Origin of the sequence: Desmonostoc muscorum LEGE 12446 (assembly GCF_015207005.2) — a bacterium.
Classification (GTDB): Bacteria; Cyanobacteriota; Cyanobacteriia; order Cyanobacteriales; family Nostocaceae; genus Nostoc; species Nostoc muscorum.
Window position 1 is genome coordinate 3,309,333 of the sequence record NZ_JADEXS020000001.1, and the last position, 16,227, is coordinate 3,325,559.

Annotated in this window: 12 protein-coding genes; 4 read left to right on the top strand and 8 right to left on the bottom strand. The window is 41.4% G+C overall.

Features of this window, described 5'->3' with window-relative positions; all coding sequences use genetic code 11:
- Positions 1 to 133: 133 nt before the first annotated feature.
- From IQ276_RS14255 to IQ276_RS14270, 4 genes are all read right to left on the bottom strand, one after another.
- Positions 134 to 1,330: a baeRF7 domain-containing protein gene (locus IQ276_RS14255; RefSeq protein WP_193922477.1), complete on the bottom strand. Its 1,197-nt coding sequence runs from the start codon at positions 1,328 to 1,330 to the stop codon at positions 134 to 136.
- Between the two features lie 451 nt (positions 1,331 to 1,781).
- Positions 1,782 to 2,444, bottom strand: a complete 663-nt coding sequence (locus tag IQ276_RS14260; protein WP_235115660.1) for a DUF1361 domain-containing protein — start codon at positions 2,442 to 2,444, stop codon at positions 1,782 to 1,784.
- 508 nt (positions 2,445 to 2,952) lie between these two features.
- Positions 2,953 to 4,293 (bottom strand): hypothetical protein, encoded by a 1,341-nt coding sequence (locus IQ276_RS14265; protein WP_228043257.1) that lies wholly within the window; start codon positions 4,291 to 4,293, stop codon positions 2,953 to 2,955.
- 139 nt (positions 4,294 to 4,432) lie between these two features.
- Complete coding sequence (locus IQ276_RS14270; protein WP_193919652.1) at positions 4,433 to 6,292, bottom strand: iron uptake porin; 1,860 nt, start codon at positions 6,290 to 6,292, stop codon at positions 4,433 to 4,435.
- A 143-nt stretch (positions 6,293 to 6,435) separates the two neighbouring features.
- On the opposite strand from IQ276_RS14270, the gene IQ276_RS14275 reads away from it, so the two are divergent.
- Positions 6,436 to 6,717: a glutamate-cysteine ligase family protein gene (locus IQ276_RS14275; protein WP_190875959.1), complete on the top strand. Its 282-nt coding sequence runs from the start codon at positions 6,436 to 6,438 to the stop codon at positions 6,715 to 6,717.
- Positions 6,718 to 6,831: 114 nt separating this feature from the next.
- Here the strand turns inward: IQ276_RS14275 and IQ276_RS14280 are convergent, their stop codons facing one another.
- The 4 genes from IQ276_RS14280 to IQ276_RS14295 all read right to left on the bottom strand — a co-directional run bounded on the left by IQ276_RS14280 (position 6,832) and on the right by IQ276_RS14295 (position 9,921).
- Entirely contained in the window at positions 6,832 to 7,308 is a 477-nt protein-coding gene (locus IQ276_RS14280; protein ID WP_193919643.1) for a hypothetical protein, read from the bottom strand.
- A 199-nt stretch (positions 7,309 to 7,507) separates the two neighbouring features.
- Positions 7,508 to 8,269 carry an energy-coupling factor ABC transporter ATP-binding protein gene (locus tag IQ276_RS14285; RefSeq protein WP_193919641.1) on the bottom strand — a complete coding sequence of 254 codons (762 nt, stop codon included), beginning with the start codon at positions 8,267 to 8,269 and terminating at the stop codon, positions 7,508 to 7,510.
- Between the two features lie 82 nt (positions 8,270 to 8,351).
- The gene (locus IQ276_RS14290) at positions 8,352 to 9,005 is read right to left on the bottom strand and encodes an energy-coupling factor transporter transmembrane component T family protein (protein WP_193919639.1); all 654 of its coding nucleotides are present in this window, start codon (positions 9,003 to 9,005) and stop codon (positions 8,352 to 8,354) included.
- Positions 8,998 to 9,921, bottom strand: a complete 924-nt coding sequence (locus IQ276_RS14295) for an energy-coupling factor ABC transporter permease (RefSeq protein WP_193919637.1) — start codon at positions 9,919 to 9,921, stop codon at positions 8,998 to 9,000. The genes IQ276_RS14290 and IQ276_RS14295 overlap by 8 nt, the downstream gene beginning before the upstream one ends.
- Before the next feature lie 1,346 nt (positions 9,922 to 11,267).
- Between IQ276_RS14295 and IQ276_RS14300 the strand changes: the two genes are divergently transcribed.
- From IQ276_RS14300 to IQ276_RS14310, 3 genes are all read left to right on the top strand, one after another.
- Complete coding sequence (locus tag IQ276_RS14300; RefSeq protein ID WP_228043575.1) at positions 11,268 to 12,743, top strand: NF041680 family putative transposase; 1,476 nt, start codon at positions 11,268 to 11,270, stop codon at positions 12,741 to 12,743.
- A gap of 235 nt (positions 12,744 to 12,978) precedes the next feature.
- Positions 12,979 to 14,223, top strand: coding sequence for a glycosyltransferase (locus IQ276_RS14305; RefSeq protein WP_193914578.1), 1,245 nt, complete (start codon positions 12,979 to 12,981; stop codon positions 14,221 to 14,223).
- Positions 14,224 to 14,493: 270 nt separating this feature from the next.
- On the top strand, positions 14,494 to 16,167 hold the full coding sequence (locus tag IQ276_RS14310; RefSeq protein ID WP_193914580.1) for a glycosyltransferase family 39 protein: 1,674 nt from the start codon (positions 14,494 to 14,496) through the stop codon (positions 16,165 to 16,167).
- The last annotated feature ends 60 nt before the right edge of the window (positions 16,168 to 16,227 follow it).

Here is a 16,227-nt window from a genome sequence, read left to right on the forward strand (position 1 = left end):
GAATAGGGAATAGGCAATAGATTTTTTTCACGAATTATTTAGGGCTGGTATAAGACATTAACTGATTGTAAAATCTTCAAATCAACAGGCTTTCAAGCCTGTTGCCGATTGCCTGCTAGAAAAAACCACAAAATCAAAATCTGAAAATTGCTGCTACTGATGCACCATTTGGCATTTTTTCTGGTTCCACAGTGTACACTTGTCCACCATTTAAAAGCGTATGAATGGCAGCAAAATCTAATAAATCTTGGTCTTCCGGTTCTGGTTTTGGGTGTAAATCTACAGCCATTGTTTCCGGATCAAATTTCCCCCAAATCTGCTGTCCTACTGGCACAAACAAATAATCAACTCTTTGGTAATAAGCAGCTGAAATTATTTCGTTGAGATTACTAGAAGCTTTACCAGTTCCTTCACCAGCTAGTTGTTGATAAAGTTCCATTACTTGCTTTTGATGTTGATGAAACAAAGGTTCAACAATGTGCCAAGCTTGGTCTTGTAATTCTTCCGGCTTGATGAATTCCGGATTACCTGTAAGGGGTTCTTCCACCAAATGATTGTAAGTATTTGCTTGTTGATAAATCGGGAAAAGATATTCAACCCCAGCCAAAACTAAAGGTGCTTTTTGCTCACGTAATTTTTCATGTAATGCTGTATCAACAGCGTAACAAAATTGGAGAATATCTTCCTGATGCTTATCTCTGTCGGGACTTCCTTGCCCGTGAAATGTACCTGGGTGTGAAGAAGCATTGGCAGCTCCCCTTTTAGATGTGCCGATTCGGTGCTGCACCCCTTTTTGAATTTCATCTTCTAAGAGAGTTTCATCTAAACTCTTGGGCATATTTTCGACTTCTATTTGGTCGAGGCTGTAGCGAGTTCCCTCAAAAAACTTGACATCGTTTTGGCTAAGGGCGAGGACATAGAAGCTACCGTCATTATTGAGCAAATGTAGCAGCGGTTTCAAGTGAAAGCGATCGCTCACAACCACCAATTCTGGAAACTCCATTGGCAGTTGGTAGTAGCGAAACACTTGCGGAGAAATAAATATTACTAGCCCGTGGTCTTGGTGTTCCCAGAACTCACTCGTATCCAGTTCCATCGCTGGCTGGAGAAGATTTAGGGCTTCAGTACGGCGAATTGGGTAGACGCCTTGCGGCTTGTCGCTAGACATCGCATCCAAGCGTTCCTCAGCTTCACGGATTAAATTTTTGAACCGAATGGGGTTTTGTCGAACCTCTGGCCCCGCTTTTTGCATCGGCATATACAGAGAAATACATGGGGATTGAGAATTTTCTGCTATAGTTTTGAGTTCATCAATAGATAATAGATTCATATTGTTCAACTCCGATCTCAGTCAATAAAAACTAAACAACCTAGATTCATTTCAAATCTGACCTTGTAAAGCTGCATCTTTCTTTTGATACGGAATTAGCTAGCGTGTATACCCTTCTTTAGATGGAAAAAAATAGTACTTCTGAGTTGATTGGAATACGCCGATTTATTAGGGAGTTAGAAAAAGTTACAGATGTAGTGGTAGTGAATTGATAAAATTGAGCGATCGCTTCTGTTTAAAACTCAGTTTATAGATGTGCGATGTCTGATGAAAAGCCGATGCAGCGTCTACCCTCAACAATGTAATAGCAATGTCAGGCAGTGGGTGATTCAATGTATCGCAGGTTGAACAAATAAATTTTTGTTGCGACAAACCTACACCTACCCATTCAGCTAGCGTTCCGTTTGCGAAACGTTATCTAGGAAAGGAAAGGGAGGTGTAGGTACTTGACTTATCCAGCGTTGTGAGTGTTAGGATTTGCTGATTGTGTTTTGATAGGATATCCATTTTTGGGTTGCACAACAAAACCCAAAGTTACTCGTTTCATAATCCAGTACAGTGCCACAAGTATCACAAAAGTAATAGCGATAATTACCAATGGCTGTTTACCAAGAATTTCCTCAACACCTTTGGTCAATACAGCATCGGGTTGAGTCACAAAATCCCAACTGTTGAAACGTAAGAAACGCCCCCAATAAATACCAACAGCACAGAGAGCATGGGTAATCAATTCAAGCCGCCAAATCCATTCACTCTTGCCGATGCGATGTAAGTAGTAACCCCAATTGATTAACGATATTACATAAGCTTGAAATCCAGATAAAATTACTAGTAGATACACAGGAATTAGTACTAAAGTAATCATCCAGACGGATTGAATTGTGCGGATATCATCTATCAAATGAATGACATCGGTCAACAAATATGGTGCATTCGGTAAGAATGCGTAGAAAACTAAGAATCCTAGCCACCAGAGCCAAGTACCACCACGCTTAATGCGAAATAGCCATACACTCAAAGCTAAAGGTATAAAAGCCAGAAATAAATTCCAAGTCATCCAACTCATATTAATTCGTAAGACCTGTACAACTCTGGCTATCAATTCTTCTTTCATAGGTGCTAACTCAGAAGACGTTTAATTGATCTAAATTTACTTTGTAGTGTTAATGCGATCGACTGATAAAGTTTCTGTAATCCCAAGAAAGGGGATTGGGGATTGGGGATTGGGGATTGGGAAATAGTATTTTTAATGTTATTACCTAGTCCGTAGTCCTTATTCCATTTTAGTCAATCGGCTTAAGCCACTAGTATAGCCAGAAAATCATCGGGGTAAAATCTACCACAGAAAGGAAGTCTGACCTGCAAAACGCTACAGAATAGCTTAGGGGGACTTTTTGAATTGGAATACTTAGTCTGTCCTAGCTATTATATTGATTTCATTGTGTGGTGTTAGAGTTCCAGAAGTACCCTAAAGTTTTTTGTAAAAAGATTTATCTGAGGATGGGGAATAGGGAATGGGGAGTGGAGTGGGGAAAGGTTTTTTGGTTATAAATTTTTCTTCCCTACTCCCCACTCCCCTCAAAATGAAAGTTACGGAAAGATGTGCAAATTGGTATAAATATCTAACGCACCAACACTCTACTGCGCGGACCGATCGCTTGTTTGGGTGAAACAGGTTTTGTACAGCTATTGACTGAATCCTTTGAACAAGCAGTTTGAGCCAAGATTGCAGGGTTGACAACTACTTGATTGACTGCTGGAGAATTACCACTACTGAATTCCATGTTAGGTGTAGTAGACAGCGATGGAGAATTAGCCCCAGGTGTGTGGCTTGTAGTCGTTGGCGAAGCGATCGCACTTCCACCATCAACGATTGGCGCAACATTCATTGTGCTACCACCATCAAAGATTGGCGCAATATTCATTGTGTTACCACCATCAACGATTGGCGCAACATTTATTGTGTTACCACCATCAACGATTGGTGCAACATTTATTGTGTTGCCACCATCAACGATTGGCGTAACATTTATTGTGTTACCACCATCAACTATGGTTGGAAGAGTGGGTGTGCTACCACCACTAACTACGGGTGCAGGAGTGGGCGTGCTACCACCATCAACTACTGGTGTGGGAGTGGGTGTGCTACCACCATCAACTACTGGCGTGGGAGTGATGAGAGTTGCAGTTGCAGGTACTTTGATTGTCACTCTCGCTAGGGGAGAATTAGTCATTTCCAAAGATGTCACCTTTGGCGAACCTGGGAGATCGGACTTGAAATCAAAGACTGTGGGGGTTGCACCACCATTGCGATCGCTATACCTGACACCATATCCACTCACTTCAAAAGTTCCTTGATACTGGTTTCCAGTCTTTGGGTCAGTAACAGTACCAGTATAGTAGCCTCTTGTGAGATTAAATTCATCCTGAACTACTCCTTGAAATGTAGTTCCGGCCAATCTTCCCTGGTATTTATAAGGTGTCAACTCCCCGCCAGAGAGAACAGGTGAAGTGAGAACACCGTTGAAGGAGACAATCGGAATGCCTTTAAAGTCAACAAAATAATGCAAACTACCATCAGAGCGTGTTTGGACTTGCACATAGTCTGACTTGTATACAGAAACGTAATTAGGATTGTTTTTAGTACCCAAGTTGCGCGAGTAAGTCCCCGTGTCGTCTGTGTCAACACGAGTGGTGCTTTGATTGAAATTCGGATTAATGCTGGGAAGTTGAATAGTACCTGATAATGTCCCAGTGCTTTGAATTGTGATTTGAGCCAAAGCACTTGTTCCACCTAAAGCAATCATGACTGCGGCTAAACTACTGCTGCTAAAAACTGCACCATAGAATTTTGGATTTTGAGATTTTGCGGAAAGTCTGAGCGCCGGTTTCCGGCGATCAGAACTTTCCAAGACGGATTTTGGATTTTTGCAAGTGGTGTGAGTTGATGAATTTAATTTCATGAAAAAGTTGCTCCTTTAATCACCTACGAAAAAATACGTATGGGTTTTTCCTTCCTTTTATTCGGTAATAGCAGCATTTCAGTACTGAACTATTCCGTAATAAAAAAGCGTATTTGATTACATTTACATCAGTACAAACTTAAAACCGGAAAGTTGCTCTTAATACTCCAACTAGCAAAGTATCGTTAGCAGCATTGTGATCGGGGTTGAAAATAACGAATAAGCCTGGAGTCAGGGCAATATTGTCACTCAGTTGGGCGCGGTAAAAAAGTTCTACGTGAATTGATGTGTCACTGCGTCCGCCTGGTGTCCCCCCATTGGAAAAGTTGGGAAAGTTAAATCCCTCAGGTAAAGTGCTAGAAGTAATTTTCGGCGGTTGTCCCACAAGAACGCCTCCTAAATTTCCAGGGCGCAGCAAATTGGGAAAAGCCGCGAACACCATCCAGTTAGTAGTTTCTACACTTCCAGAAAGATTGAATGGTTTGGAGGAAGTGAAGCCACCCCAACCACCCAACTGCAAGTTAGGGTTAATTCGCCAAGCAACGGTAGCGCCAATTGCTTGGGTATCGAAAGCTGTAGCATCTGCAAAAGGCGAAATCAGTTGAGCATCGCCGATACCAGTTCCCAGTAAGCCATCTGGGGAGTGAGAATAAAGATAATGTACACCGATATCGATATTATCGCTGGGTGCTAAACTTAACTGAGCGCCAGCAGTAAATCTACCACCAAATAATCCGCCCCGGTTGATATTGCCGGCAAAACTGGGAATTTCTGCACTATAAACGCCTTGCAAACTAATGCGATCGCTAATTTGCCAGTCAAAACCTATACCACCCGTGCCGTTACCAATGCCTAAAATCGGGTTACGTTGACCAAATAGAGAAATTGCACCGTCGCTAGAACCTTCTAATGGGCTAATACCGCGAAAGGTATTGATGGGGTTAACTCCGGCAGTACCGACGACAATTCCCAAGTTCTTCGAGGCTAGAAATCGATAAGATAAATCACTGATAACTAGATTGTTGTCTGTATTGGACTCGAAACCCAACCGTCCCATATTGGTAGATACTAAGGACGCATTAGAACCCAAATTACCAGCAGACAACCCTGTTAACAGTAAATCTCGCCCGGTAAATGAAGTTGCTAAGGTTAGTTGGGCGCTACTTGTGAAAGTCAGATTCGTTTTTCCCTGGCGTTCAGGTATTCCATCTCTAGGAAACAAATCTGCGTTGGTGGTATTGGTTCCCTGAAGGCTAAAAACAGCTTGACCAAATAATCTGGTAGTTGTGGAAAACTGATTGTTTTGTAATTCACTTGTCTGGTTTTCGAGAACCTCGACACGCTGCTGTAATTGTTGCAACTCTGCTTTGAATTCACCTTGCAACCTTTGCAGCAGGATTAAATCTTCATTGTTAACAGTGTTAAGTTTATTATTGGCGTAGGCGTAGCCCAACCCAGGCATCGCTTCGTTAATCTTCTCTAAACAAGCATTTACACCAGCCGCAAATTCATAACGGCTAATAGTACGATTCCCCAAGTAAGTACCATCAGCATATCCCGCAATGCAGCCATAACGTTCTACCAAAGACTGCAAAGCACCAAAAGCCCAGTCAGAAGGTTGCACATCTTCAAGTTGTGATACTGAGTTGACTTGAGACATTGGGTTGTCTGAGTCTGGGGGATGGGGATAATTTTCGTCAGGTTCCTTTGTTAGAGGTTGGGTATTTTTTGATTCAGGCGAGTTAGAAGAACTGAGAAATTGAATTTTTTCTCTACTTTTTTTCAGTATATTTTCGTACTTACTTTTTACAGTTGTTGAGGTATTTGTATCTGGATGTACAAATTCAGGCGGTGTAATTTCAGCAGGTGGAACTACTTGAGATAAATTTTCTTGTGTTGACTGCTGCACCAGATTATCTGATTCAATTACAGGCTGTTCCGGTAAATTGGGCGCAGATATTGGCGCTGTTGCTAGCACACTCGCCATCAGTAAACTCATATCACTCCTGGTATTTCATTTGACTTGCACCAACATTTCTTTTGACAGACAAAGTTGCTGTGTATCAGGAAAATTTCCAAAAAAAGAGTGATAAAAATTACTTTGTTTGAGGGGGTGTTTGTAAAGTCTAATTTATTACTAGATTGATAGCAGGTAGTCTACTGCCGTTTGATAAACTTGAAGATGTCAAATTGATATCGAAGCCACGATATCAAATAACGCTCGATTATTTAAGCAGTTTAAAAGTTGATTCGCTAATTTTGTCTGCAATGACACGAACGTTGTCTACACAAGTAACTTTCGATTCTTTATCTGAAGATGACATGAATCGAAAAGTGCGATCGCTTGTAGCAGCAGTTCCTGTGTCTTCTGCCCTTTTCGCTAACTCTCCAATCGAGTCAGGAGCTATTAACGGTACACTATAGCGATTTTCATTTGAATAAGATACACGGTAGGGGCACAACATGTTGTGCCCCTACCAATTCTCTGTACTCCACGCAATTGCAAACGGGAGCATCCCAATTTGGGATGCTCCCGTGTCAATCAGGCTGACTACAATATTTATTCATCTGATTCACTAACTTATCTGACTGCTTGCCGATAGTTTCAGCGGCTGTCAGTGATGAATCAATTTCGACTCTTGCCTTTTGAATTCTCTCTCTACCAGTTGCCGAGGCTTCTGCTGTTTTTGTTGCACCCAGCGCCCTACCGGCTTTGGCGATCGCTTGACTAAGATTCTGAAAAATTTTGACAAAACCGCTTTGATATTCCTTCAGCTTGGGGTCTGCTAAATTCAGTTCCTGAATCGATTTAGTAATAAATTCTAAATCTTTAGATAGCTGGATGCTAGTTATCACCTGCGTTCCTTTATTTTTATCAATCAATGATGTTCCTTCATTGACAACTTTAATCAGTCGCTGGCACTGGGAGATTTTAGTTTCGCTGCAACTAGTAATGAAGAAAGCAATGCTCAGGCTAACAGGAGCAAGAACAGTATATTTATGTGAAACAGACATTAACACCCCAACAGCAATAAAACTGAGAATATAGTATTCAATATTACGAGTAAAGGAGGTATTTGGGCATTGGGCATGGGGGATTGGAAATAGCGAATGAGTCTTTGAAGTCCGTTAATGAGTCTTTGAACTCCATTAATGAGTCTTTGAACTCTATTCGTCTACCTCAATGCCCCATGCCTCATACCCCATACCCAAATTACCAATCTATTGGCAAACCCAACTGGTCTAAAGTAGCACCATCTCGCAAAAGTGGCTGAATCTCACTGTCTATTTCAATGCGACCACCAGATAGCACTAAAGCACGTTGAGTAACTCTACTTAACCAATGCAAGTCATGAGAGGCAATTAATATCACCTCCACAGGTAACCTGAACAATACTTGTGCCAAATGACGCCGCCACGCCGGATCGAGGCCGTTAGTCGGCTCATCCAAAATCAGAATTGTCGGTTCTAGGGCTAAAATCGAGGCTAAGGCAGCCAGGCGTCTTTGTCCACCAGAGAGTTCGTGGGCAGAACGATTGGCGTAAGCTTCTAGACCGAAATCTGCTAATAACTGGCGGGCGCGATCGCTAGCTTCTGCTGCTGACATGCCATAGTTGCGTGGCCCAAAGGTCACATCTTCTAAGATGGTGGGCATAAATAGTTGGTCGTTGGCATCTTGGAAGCTAAAACCGATTTGACGACGTATTTGCGGTAAAGTTTTCGGTTGTACAAGGATGCCATTAATCGTAATTTTCCCAGATTGCGGTTCTTTTAAGCCGATTAGGTTCTCCAGCAAGGTGCTTTTTCCAGAACCGGTGGCTCCCATCAACGCTACGCGATCGCCTTTGTTCAAGGTAAAAGATATTTCTTTTAATACTGGTTCTTGGCGGGAATATGCATACACCAAGTTCTCAACCTCGACTACAGCAGCGTGGGGTTTATGGGTTGATGGTTGGGTAGAAGTCAAAGATTTCAAAATTTACCTATGTTTAAGGGAATGGGGAATGGGGAATGGGGAATTTGTAGAGACGCGATTCATCGCGTCTGCGCCAAGCCGGTTAAATTTTGTAAGAAGTTAGGGTGACAGTAGCAGCGATCGCCCAAGCTACTAATAACCCAAAACGCTCTTTTGGTCTGAGGGTCGAATCTATGGGCAATTGTCCGTTGTAACCACGGGCTACCATTGCTGCGTAGACTCGTTCTGCTCTGTCTAGACTGCGGAGGTACAAGGCTCCAATCATGGCAGCACTAGTGTAGCGGAGCCATGCCCCAGTTCCAGTTAGACCTCGTAATTGAGCGCTGCGTCGCATACGTGTGACTTCTGATAGCAAAATTTCCATGTATTGCCCAGCTAGGAGCAAGTTTTCTTTGATTGGTGCTGGTACGGGTAAGCTTTTGAGAGCGATCCCGAAACTGTGAGGGGGCAAGGTTAACAAAAAACTATTCATGGTAATCAGACAAACCAGGGAACGAACTATCAAAAAACTGGCTCGTTCCCATCCCAAGGGTAATGTCAATAATGACAAAAATATCAACTCTGTACCTATTAATCCTCCTAGCTGGCGAATTGGTACGCGCAACAGCCAAGCCCACAAAAGTGCGATCGCTCCATATACACCCAGCCCATACCAAGCATGGTGCTTTAATAAAGCTGCCCCTACTACAATCACTAGAGACAGTTGCAAACGTAGCGGTAAGGAAAGTTTAGGCATTCTTCGGTTTCACTATCTTGGCAATCCCAAAAGCAACGGCAAAGCAAACCGCAGCTCCCACAAGTCCAGCGATACTAGTGCCAATTGGCCCCAAATCCTTAATCTCATAGTCAGCTAAGGGAGTCGGCACAATTATCCGTACTTTCCCGGCTAAGTCAATGAAACCGGTATTTTCAGCAACTTTCTCTAAACCATCAGGCCATGCTGAGGCAAACAGTGATAGCACTCCCGCAATTAAGAAAATGCTGACGATGGGCACTGACCATCCACGAAACTCGTGCTGTTCGCCTGGTAATAAATCTGGTCGGGCAGTGGCTAAATAAGTCAGTACACTGCCGGTAATCAACCCTTCACCAATGCCAATTAGAATATGAACGCCTGTCATGGCTGGTAAAACTATGGCTACAGGCGCAGTTCCAGATAGGGCTAGCTCAATGGCTGCTGCTACAGCAGCTACTACTACACTGACACCAGCTGCAATGCCAGCAGCTAACGGTAAACGCCCTTTAGCCCCCCCTAATAACCGCTGCAAGGTTTGGGTTAAAATCCACCCTACCCAAACACCAATTACTGCCATGTTCAAAATATTTGCGCCCAATGCCGTAATTCCACCATCAGCAAACAGCACGGCTTGAATAATTAGAACTGTGGCAATACACAACGTTCCTGCCCAAGGACTACCCAAAACGATCGCCGCTAAGGTTCCCCCCAACAAGTGACCACTAGTACCTCCTGCTACTGGAAAATTAATCATCTGGGCAGCAAAAATAAAGGCGGTGGTTAATCCCAGTATGGGAGCGCGACGCACACCAAAAGCCTCTTGCGATCGCCCTAAGGCTATAAAAAGTGCTGCCACACTCGCTAAACCAGTAGCTCCTGCCACTGGCACAGAAACAAATCCATCAGGAATATGCATAACTTACCCTGTATTTTAGATATTTATTTACTCAAAACAAGTAATCAAGTAACGGCATTAAATTAATAACAAACAAAATTTTTCTCCTTTTTGCAATGCCCTATTGGGGGATTTTGTTGTGTTACTTTTGACAGATTTACAATACAGTATCTACCTCTATATTATGCTGTTTTTTAGTTTTTATTAATTTTTATGAATTTTCGTTTTAGATATATTGCTAAACGTTGATAAATTCTTGGAAAAGTAAAAAAAATCTGGAAATATCTCCATTAATAATTCTTTCTCCGGTTGAAAAATAGCCATTACTATATTTTCTGTAAACTTTATTTTTACCATTTCGACCTTTATCGAAAAACAATAGATTTCTCAAAAGACAAAATTTAGAGTCCTAAATCATTCATAATCAACCTATCCTCAAACTTTTTAAAATAGCCAAGTTTCAAAAATTAAAATTCCTATATTTATGTTACTAGATAGCCAAACACTTGATATTCATGTATAAAATTTTCCCAAGGTTAAGGAGCAAAAGTTTAGAACTTACGCACTGTACAAATTAATCATGGTTTGTATTTGTAAAATAAATAGTTTCAGGCTTTTATTAATCATTCTTTGATGGTAGATAGACCCTGGGTGTAGGGGCACAGCAGTGTTCCCTACGACAGATGTGGTTTTTTCAACACCCATATTTAGTATTTCCTGTCAATACGTAAGTCCTAAAGTTATGAAATTATGACCACCATGCCATAAGATATATATGCCACTTTAAGTCTTGATTTATTAAGCGTAATAAGATTAAAAAGTATTGAAGAAGAATGCAGAATTCTGAATCAAGACGCGACGCTCGTTGCTCTAAAGCGTCTCCCCTTCTCCCAAAGGGAGAGGCTAGCGCCAAGGGAAAAGACTCGGCGGGAGCTAGCTATCCGCTTTTTCGGTCAGAATAACCAACTGAATTCTGACGACTGACGACTGACGCCTCTATTCTGTTCGATAAAAATAAGATTTATAGATGATCTATTTGCTCACGGAGTGAGATTAATGCTACATTAAGTACGTAAGAGTATAAAAAACCGAAATCGAAAGTACCATATAAATAACCACTAAAATATAAAATTTAGATGAATTTAGTAAAAATACTGGAAATTAAAATGTGTAAATTACTAAACTTTCAGAAGAAGAAACTGTAACAAAAGTATTGGACTTTGGACAAAAAGAAGTTTATTCGCGAGTGTGACTCGCGAATAAATGAATGATTAATCTTGTTTATAGTGACGAGCAGAAAAAAGCATAGCCATCAGACCCCCAACAAATAGTAATATCAACTACAAAGTATCTTTGGGTAAATACTGATGGCTATGCCAAAATTTAATAACAATCAATTAATAGCGCAATTTCAAGATTTTAGACAAAAAATTTACAACTGTTTTTCTTCATGTAGCGACGCCTGTATGGATTTGTTGGATGCGCTTGCGGGTAATACGGGAGCCAATTCAATTGCGGAGTTATCTTTAAGTCCTTTGTTTCCCAGAAGCTATAATTCTATTTATAAAGCAATTCAAAAATCATTTAATACAAATATTCAGGAGAAGAACAATGAAGAAGAAGAACAAGAAGAACAAGAAAAACCCAATAACTTAATTAGGGTGGTATCTGAGTTAATTAAGCAACCACAACAACGCCCTTTTTACTTATTCGCTCTTGATACAACACCGCATCCGCGTCCTTACGCGAGGACTTTAGCTGAACGTGGGTATATTTACCAGCCAAATACTATCAAGGGTAACAAACCGATTAATATTGGTCATTCTTATTCGATACTTTCTATCTTACCAGAGAAAGAAACTGGGAATGCCGCCCCTTGGTCAATACCAATATCAGGAGAAAGGGTATCACTTGATAAAACTGGTGTTGATGTGGGTAGTGAACAAATTTCCTCAGTAATGTCTGATTCATCACTGCCCTGGCAGGAAAAATTGTGCGTCTTAGTAGCAGATAGCGCCTATAGTCAGCGTTCATTTCTGTTTGACCAATCCAAACACAAAAATGTGGTAGTGATAGCCAGAGTTCGTAGTAATCGAATTTTCTACCAATCTCCACCCGTTGATGAGTCAAAGAAAAAACGTGGTTGTCCAAAAAAATACGGTGAACGGTTTAATTTAGCTGATGTTGAAACTTGGCACTCTCCCGACGAGACAACACAAATTCAGCAGACAACCTGTAAGGGTCGTCTTTTAAACATCACCATACTCGCTTGGCATCAAATGTTGATGAGGGGAACCAAGCACCAAAAAATGTATTGTCATCCTTTTACTCTGCTCAGAATTCATGTGACTGATGATACTAATCAATCTCTCTGGAAACCAATGTGGTTAATTGTCATAGGTGAGCAACGTGGAGAAATCTCACCTACGGTTGCAAACCATTGCTATAGACAAAGGTTTGATATTGAACACATGCTGCGATTTAGCAAGCAGCGTTTGTTGATGACGCAGTTTCAAACTCCAGATGTTTTGCATGAGGAAAATTGGATACATTTAGTAATCCTAGCTTACGTACAGTTGTGGGCGGCAAGGGAGTTAGCAACACACTTACCCAGGCCATGGGAGCGTTATTTAGAACAAAACAATGATAAAATTGCCACTCCAAGTGTAGTGCAACGCGATTTTCAGAGAATTATTTCAGAGATTGGTACACCCGCTCGTTCTCCCAAAACCAGAGGAAATTCCATCGGTCGAGTTCAAGGTCAAGTTCAAACACAACGAACTAAGCATCCTGTTGTCAAGAAGAAGTCAAAATCAACACTCGCTAAAGTCAAAGCCGCATAAATTTTCTTAGGCTTTAGGCGTTTAACTCAGTCTGACTCAGTTTGTAAAATAACTGGGGTAATTTCTGATGACTAGTTTTTTGTTCGCGAGTGTGACTCGCGAACAAACTTCTTTTTGTCCAAAGTCCAAAAAAGTAATTACAGAATGCGGAACAAAGCAGATTGAATCAAGAAACTCAGCAAGTGTCCGGGTCTATTAACCCCAGTATTTACACCCTTCTTATGTTATTTGAAATATGAAAACAAACTCATCCAACTCACTGTTAACAGTTCCAACTGGTCCACTGAAGATTTCAGAATTACCTCCTAATGATCTAAGTACAACCAGTGAATCAATTTATCTATCCCTAGTAATTCCTACTTATAAAGAGCGTGATAATATTAACAATATAGTTAGGATACTGAGTCAGTTACTGGATGAATCAATTCCAGGAAATTATGAGCTAATTGTGGTAGACGATGATAGCCCAGACCTGACTTGGGAAATAGCACAATCTTTGACGACAGAATATCCACAGTTGCGGGTGATGCGACGCCAAGAGGAACGAGGGCTGTCTTCAGCAGTAATTCGTGGCTGGCAAGCAGGTATGGGAAGTGTGTTGGGGGTAATTGATGGGGATTTGCAGCATCCACCAGAAGTGCTGATGCAACTGTTACGTAGTATTGAACAGGGAGCGGATTTGGCAGTAGCCAGCCGTCATGTGGAAGGAGGCGGCGTCAGTAGTTGGAGTGTAGTCAGGCGTTTCTTGTCCCGTGGCGCTCAGTTGTTAGGCTTAATTATCTTACCAGGGGTACTGGGGAGAGTTTCCGACCCGATGAGTGGTTATTTTATGGTGCGGCGGAGTGCGATCGCCAATGCAGCACTCAATCCAGTAGGATACAAAATTCTTCTAGAGGTAATTGGGCGGGGAAAGGTAAACGAAGTAGCCGAAGTTGGGTATGTATTTCGGGAACGCACAGAGGGTGAGAGTAAAGTCACATGGAAGCAATATATAGATTACATCCACCACTTAGTGCGGTTGCGGCTTTCCACAGGAAGGGTAGGACGATTTAAAAGAAAAGTTAATTTTCCCGTTGGTCGATTCATCCGCTTTGGTTTGGTTGGCTTGAGTGGGGTATTTGTGGATATGGCAGTGCTTTACTTACTGAGCGATCCGACTACCTTAGCTTGGCCATTGACACGCAGCAAAATCATTGCTGGTGAAATTGCAATTTTAAATAATTTCTTGTGGAATGACGCTTGGACATTTGCTGATGTCAGCGCCAGACAGCAAGAATGGCACCAACGCGCCAAACGTTTTGTAAAATTTAATCTGATTTGCCTTGCCGGACTGGTATTAAATGTACTGATATTAAATTTAGTGTTTAATTTCCTGATTCCTAACCGTTATATTGCCAATTTAATTGCGATCGCAGTTGCTACTATCTGGAATTTCTGGGTGAATTTGAAACTCAGCTGGCGCGTCACTGATGTGAAATAGTCACAACGAGGGATTTGAGATTGGAATTTTTGTTTTTAGATTTTAGAACGAACTTAAATCTAAAACGTCAAATCTAAAAATCCATGAGTGTGAGGCTTGGCTATGAAAGTTTTTTTTGGGGATGCATCCCATTTTTGCAAAAAGATTATCTTGTTGTTGTCTGTCTGTGCTGCCCAAATTCTGCCTGATAGAGGTAAAAAATCTACCCCGCAACAGATATCTTTGCACAAGTGGTATGCCCCCCTTTTTCCTAGCTGGTTTCATCCTTTGATGTGGTTTATTATCGGCTTCGGCTTGCGTCTAATCAACTTGACTGCCAAGCCTCCTTGGACAGATGAATTTTCCACCTTAGTTTTTAGCTTGGGGAATAATTTTTTAGGAGTACCCCTAAATCAAGCGATCGCACCTGATATCCTATTGCAACCACTACAACCAAACCCAGCTGCTAACATTGGTGATGTAATTCATAACTTAGTGACACAAGATACCCATCCACCACTGTATTTTGTTTTAGCTTACTTGTGGATGAAATTATTTCCGAGTGAAGGTGGATTAGTATCGCTATTTGCAGCGCGATCGCTACCAGCTTTCATTGGTGCAATCTCCATACCTTGTGTTTACTTATTAGGTAGAGTAGCATTTCGTTCGCCATTGGTGGGAAACTTTGCTGCTGCCATCATGGCAGTATCACCATACGCTGTTTTTTTGTCACAAGAAGCACGCCACTACAGTTTAGCAGCCTTGTGGGTAATTGGTTCTCTCACCTGCTTAGTAATTGCCACACGTCATCTTCAAAACCGCACACCATTACCGATGTGGGTAGCACTTACTTGGGTAGAAATTAATGCTTTGGGTTTTGCTACTCATTACTTCTTCAGCCTTACTGTTTGCACTGAAGCAGTAGTTTTAATGTTTCTAGCTTGGTATCAAAAACAAACCAGCACAAAATTTTCTCTGCTATTCTCTTCTGGCTGGCAGCGCATCTATGCCGTTGCTACAGGTACTTTGATCGCCAGTTTAATTTGGTTACCAATCTTTCTAGAAAATAGAAATCGTGATAATTTGACCGAATGGATTCGAGGTTCCCGTAATGGACTAGATTGGATCAGCCCAATTTTTCAAGCTTTAGGAACATTGATTACAATGATTTCGCTGTTACCAGTTGAATCTACACAACTATTGGTTGTGATTCCTTCAGGGCTGGTGATGCTGATTTTCTTTATTTGGGCAGTACCAATTTTAGTGCGTGGGATTAAGGTTCAACTACAACACCCAGAAAACCGGATAATGATTCAGGTGGTGGCTGGAGTTGCTATAAGTGCGATCGCTTTGTTCTTTATCTTTACCTATTTTTTAGGTATTGATCTAACTAGGGGCGCTCGCTATCACTTTATTTACTTTCCCAGTATCATTGTTTTACTAGCAGCAAGTTTGGCAGTTTGTTGGCATCCCCCCAAAGAATTAATCAATAAAAGTATAGGCAGATGGGGAATCAATGGGAAAAAAGCTGCAATCTTAATTTGGTTAATGGCATTTGTTAGTGCAACTACAGTATTGTGCAATCTCGGCTATCAAAAATATTATCGCCCTGACCTTTTTGTGCAATTAATTCAACAGATATCTCCAGTACCAACACTGATTGCCACCACTCACAAAACTTATGTACACACTGGGGAAATGATGGGCATAGCTAGGGAAATTAAACTGGGAAATTTCCCTCAAAATCCTCTGTTTCTCCTTGCTCATCAAGACCAAGGCCCAAATACTTCTACCATTGCTCTGGAAAATACTTTAAAGACACTACCACGACCTTTTGACTTGTGGTTAGTAAACTTTCACGCCCCCGTGGCAGAAGCCATCAAAACATGTGTTATTTCTGATACTCAATCTTTGCCAAACGTGGACGGCTACGAATATCAACTTTATCATTGCCAGCAAAGTTAATTTGCTCTTGAAGAAGAATTTAGGAGTCATAATCAACGTGAGTTTGATGAACCTCTCCCC

Excerpts from the sequence above, each read along its gene's own strand:
- IQ276_RS14290 (WP_193919639.1), bottom strand. The coding sequence starts at position 9,005 with ATGCCTAAACTTTCCTTACCGCTACGTTTGCAACTGTCTCTAGTGATT.
- IQ276_RS14295 (WP_193919637.1), bottom strand. The coding sequence starts at position 9,921 with ATGCATATTCCTGATGGATTTGTTTCTGTGCCAGTGGCAGGAGCTACT.
- IQ276_RS14305 (WP_193914578.1), top strand. The coding sequence starts at position 12,979 with ATGAAAACAAACTCATCCAACTCACTGTTAACAGTTCCAACTGGTCCA.
- IQ276_RS14300 (WP_228043575.1), top strand. The coding sequence starts at position 11,268 with ATGGCTATGCCAAAATTTAATAACAATCAATTAATAGCGCAATTTCAA.
- IQ276_RS14265 (WP_228043257.1), bottom strand. The coding sequence starts at position 4,293 with ATGAAATTAAATTCATCAACTCACACCACTTGCAAAAATCCAAAATCC.
- IQ276_RS14310 (WP_193914580.1), top strand. The coding sequence starts at position 14,494 with ATGTGGTTTATTATCGGCTTCGGCTTGCGTCTAATCAACTTGACTGCC.
- IQ276_RS14255 (WP_193922477.1), bottom strand. The coding sequence starts at position 1,330 with ATGAATCTATTATCTATTGATGAACTCAAAACTATAGCAGAAAATTCT.
- IQ276_RS14270 (WP_193919652.1), bottom strand. The coding sequence starts at position 6,292 with ATGAGTTTACTGATGGCGAGTGTGCTAGCAACAGCGCCAATATCTGCG.
- IQ276_RS14280 (WP_193919643.1), bottom strand. The coding sequence starts at position 7,308 with ATGTCTGTTTCACATAAATATACTGTTCTTGCTCCTGTTAGCCTGAGC.
- IQ276_RS14260 (WP_235115660.1), bottom strand. The coding sequence starts at position 2,444 with ATGAAAGAAGAATTGATAGCCAGAGTTGTACAGGTCTTACGAATTAAT.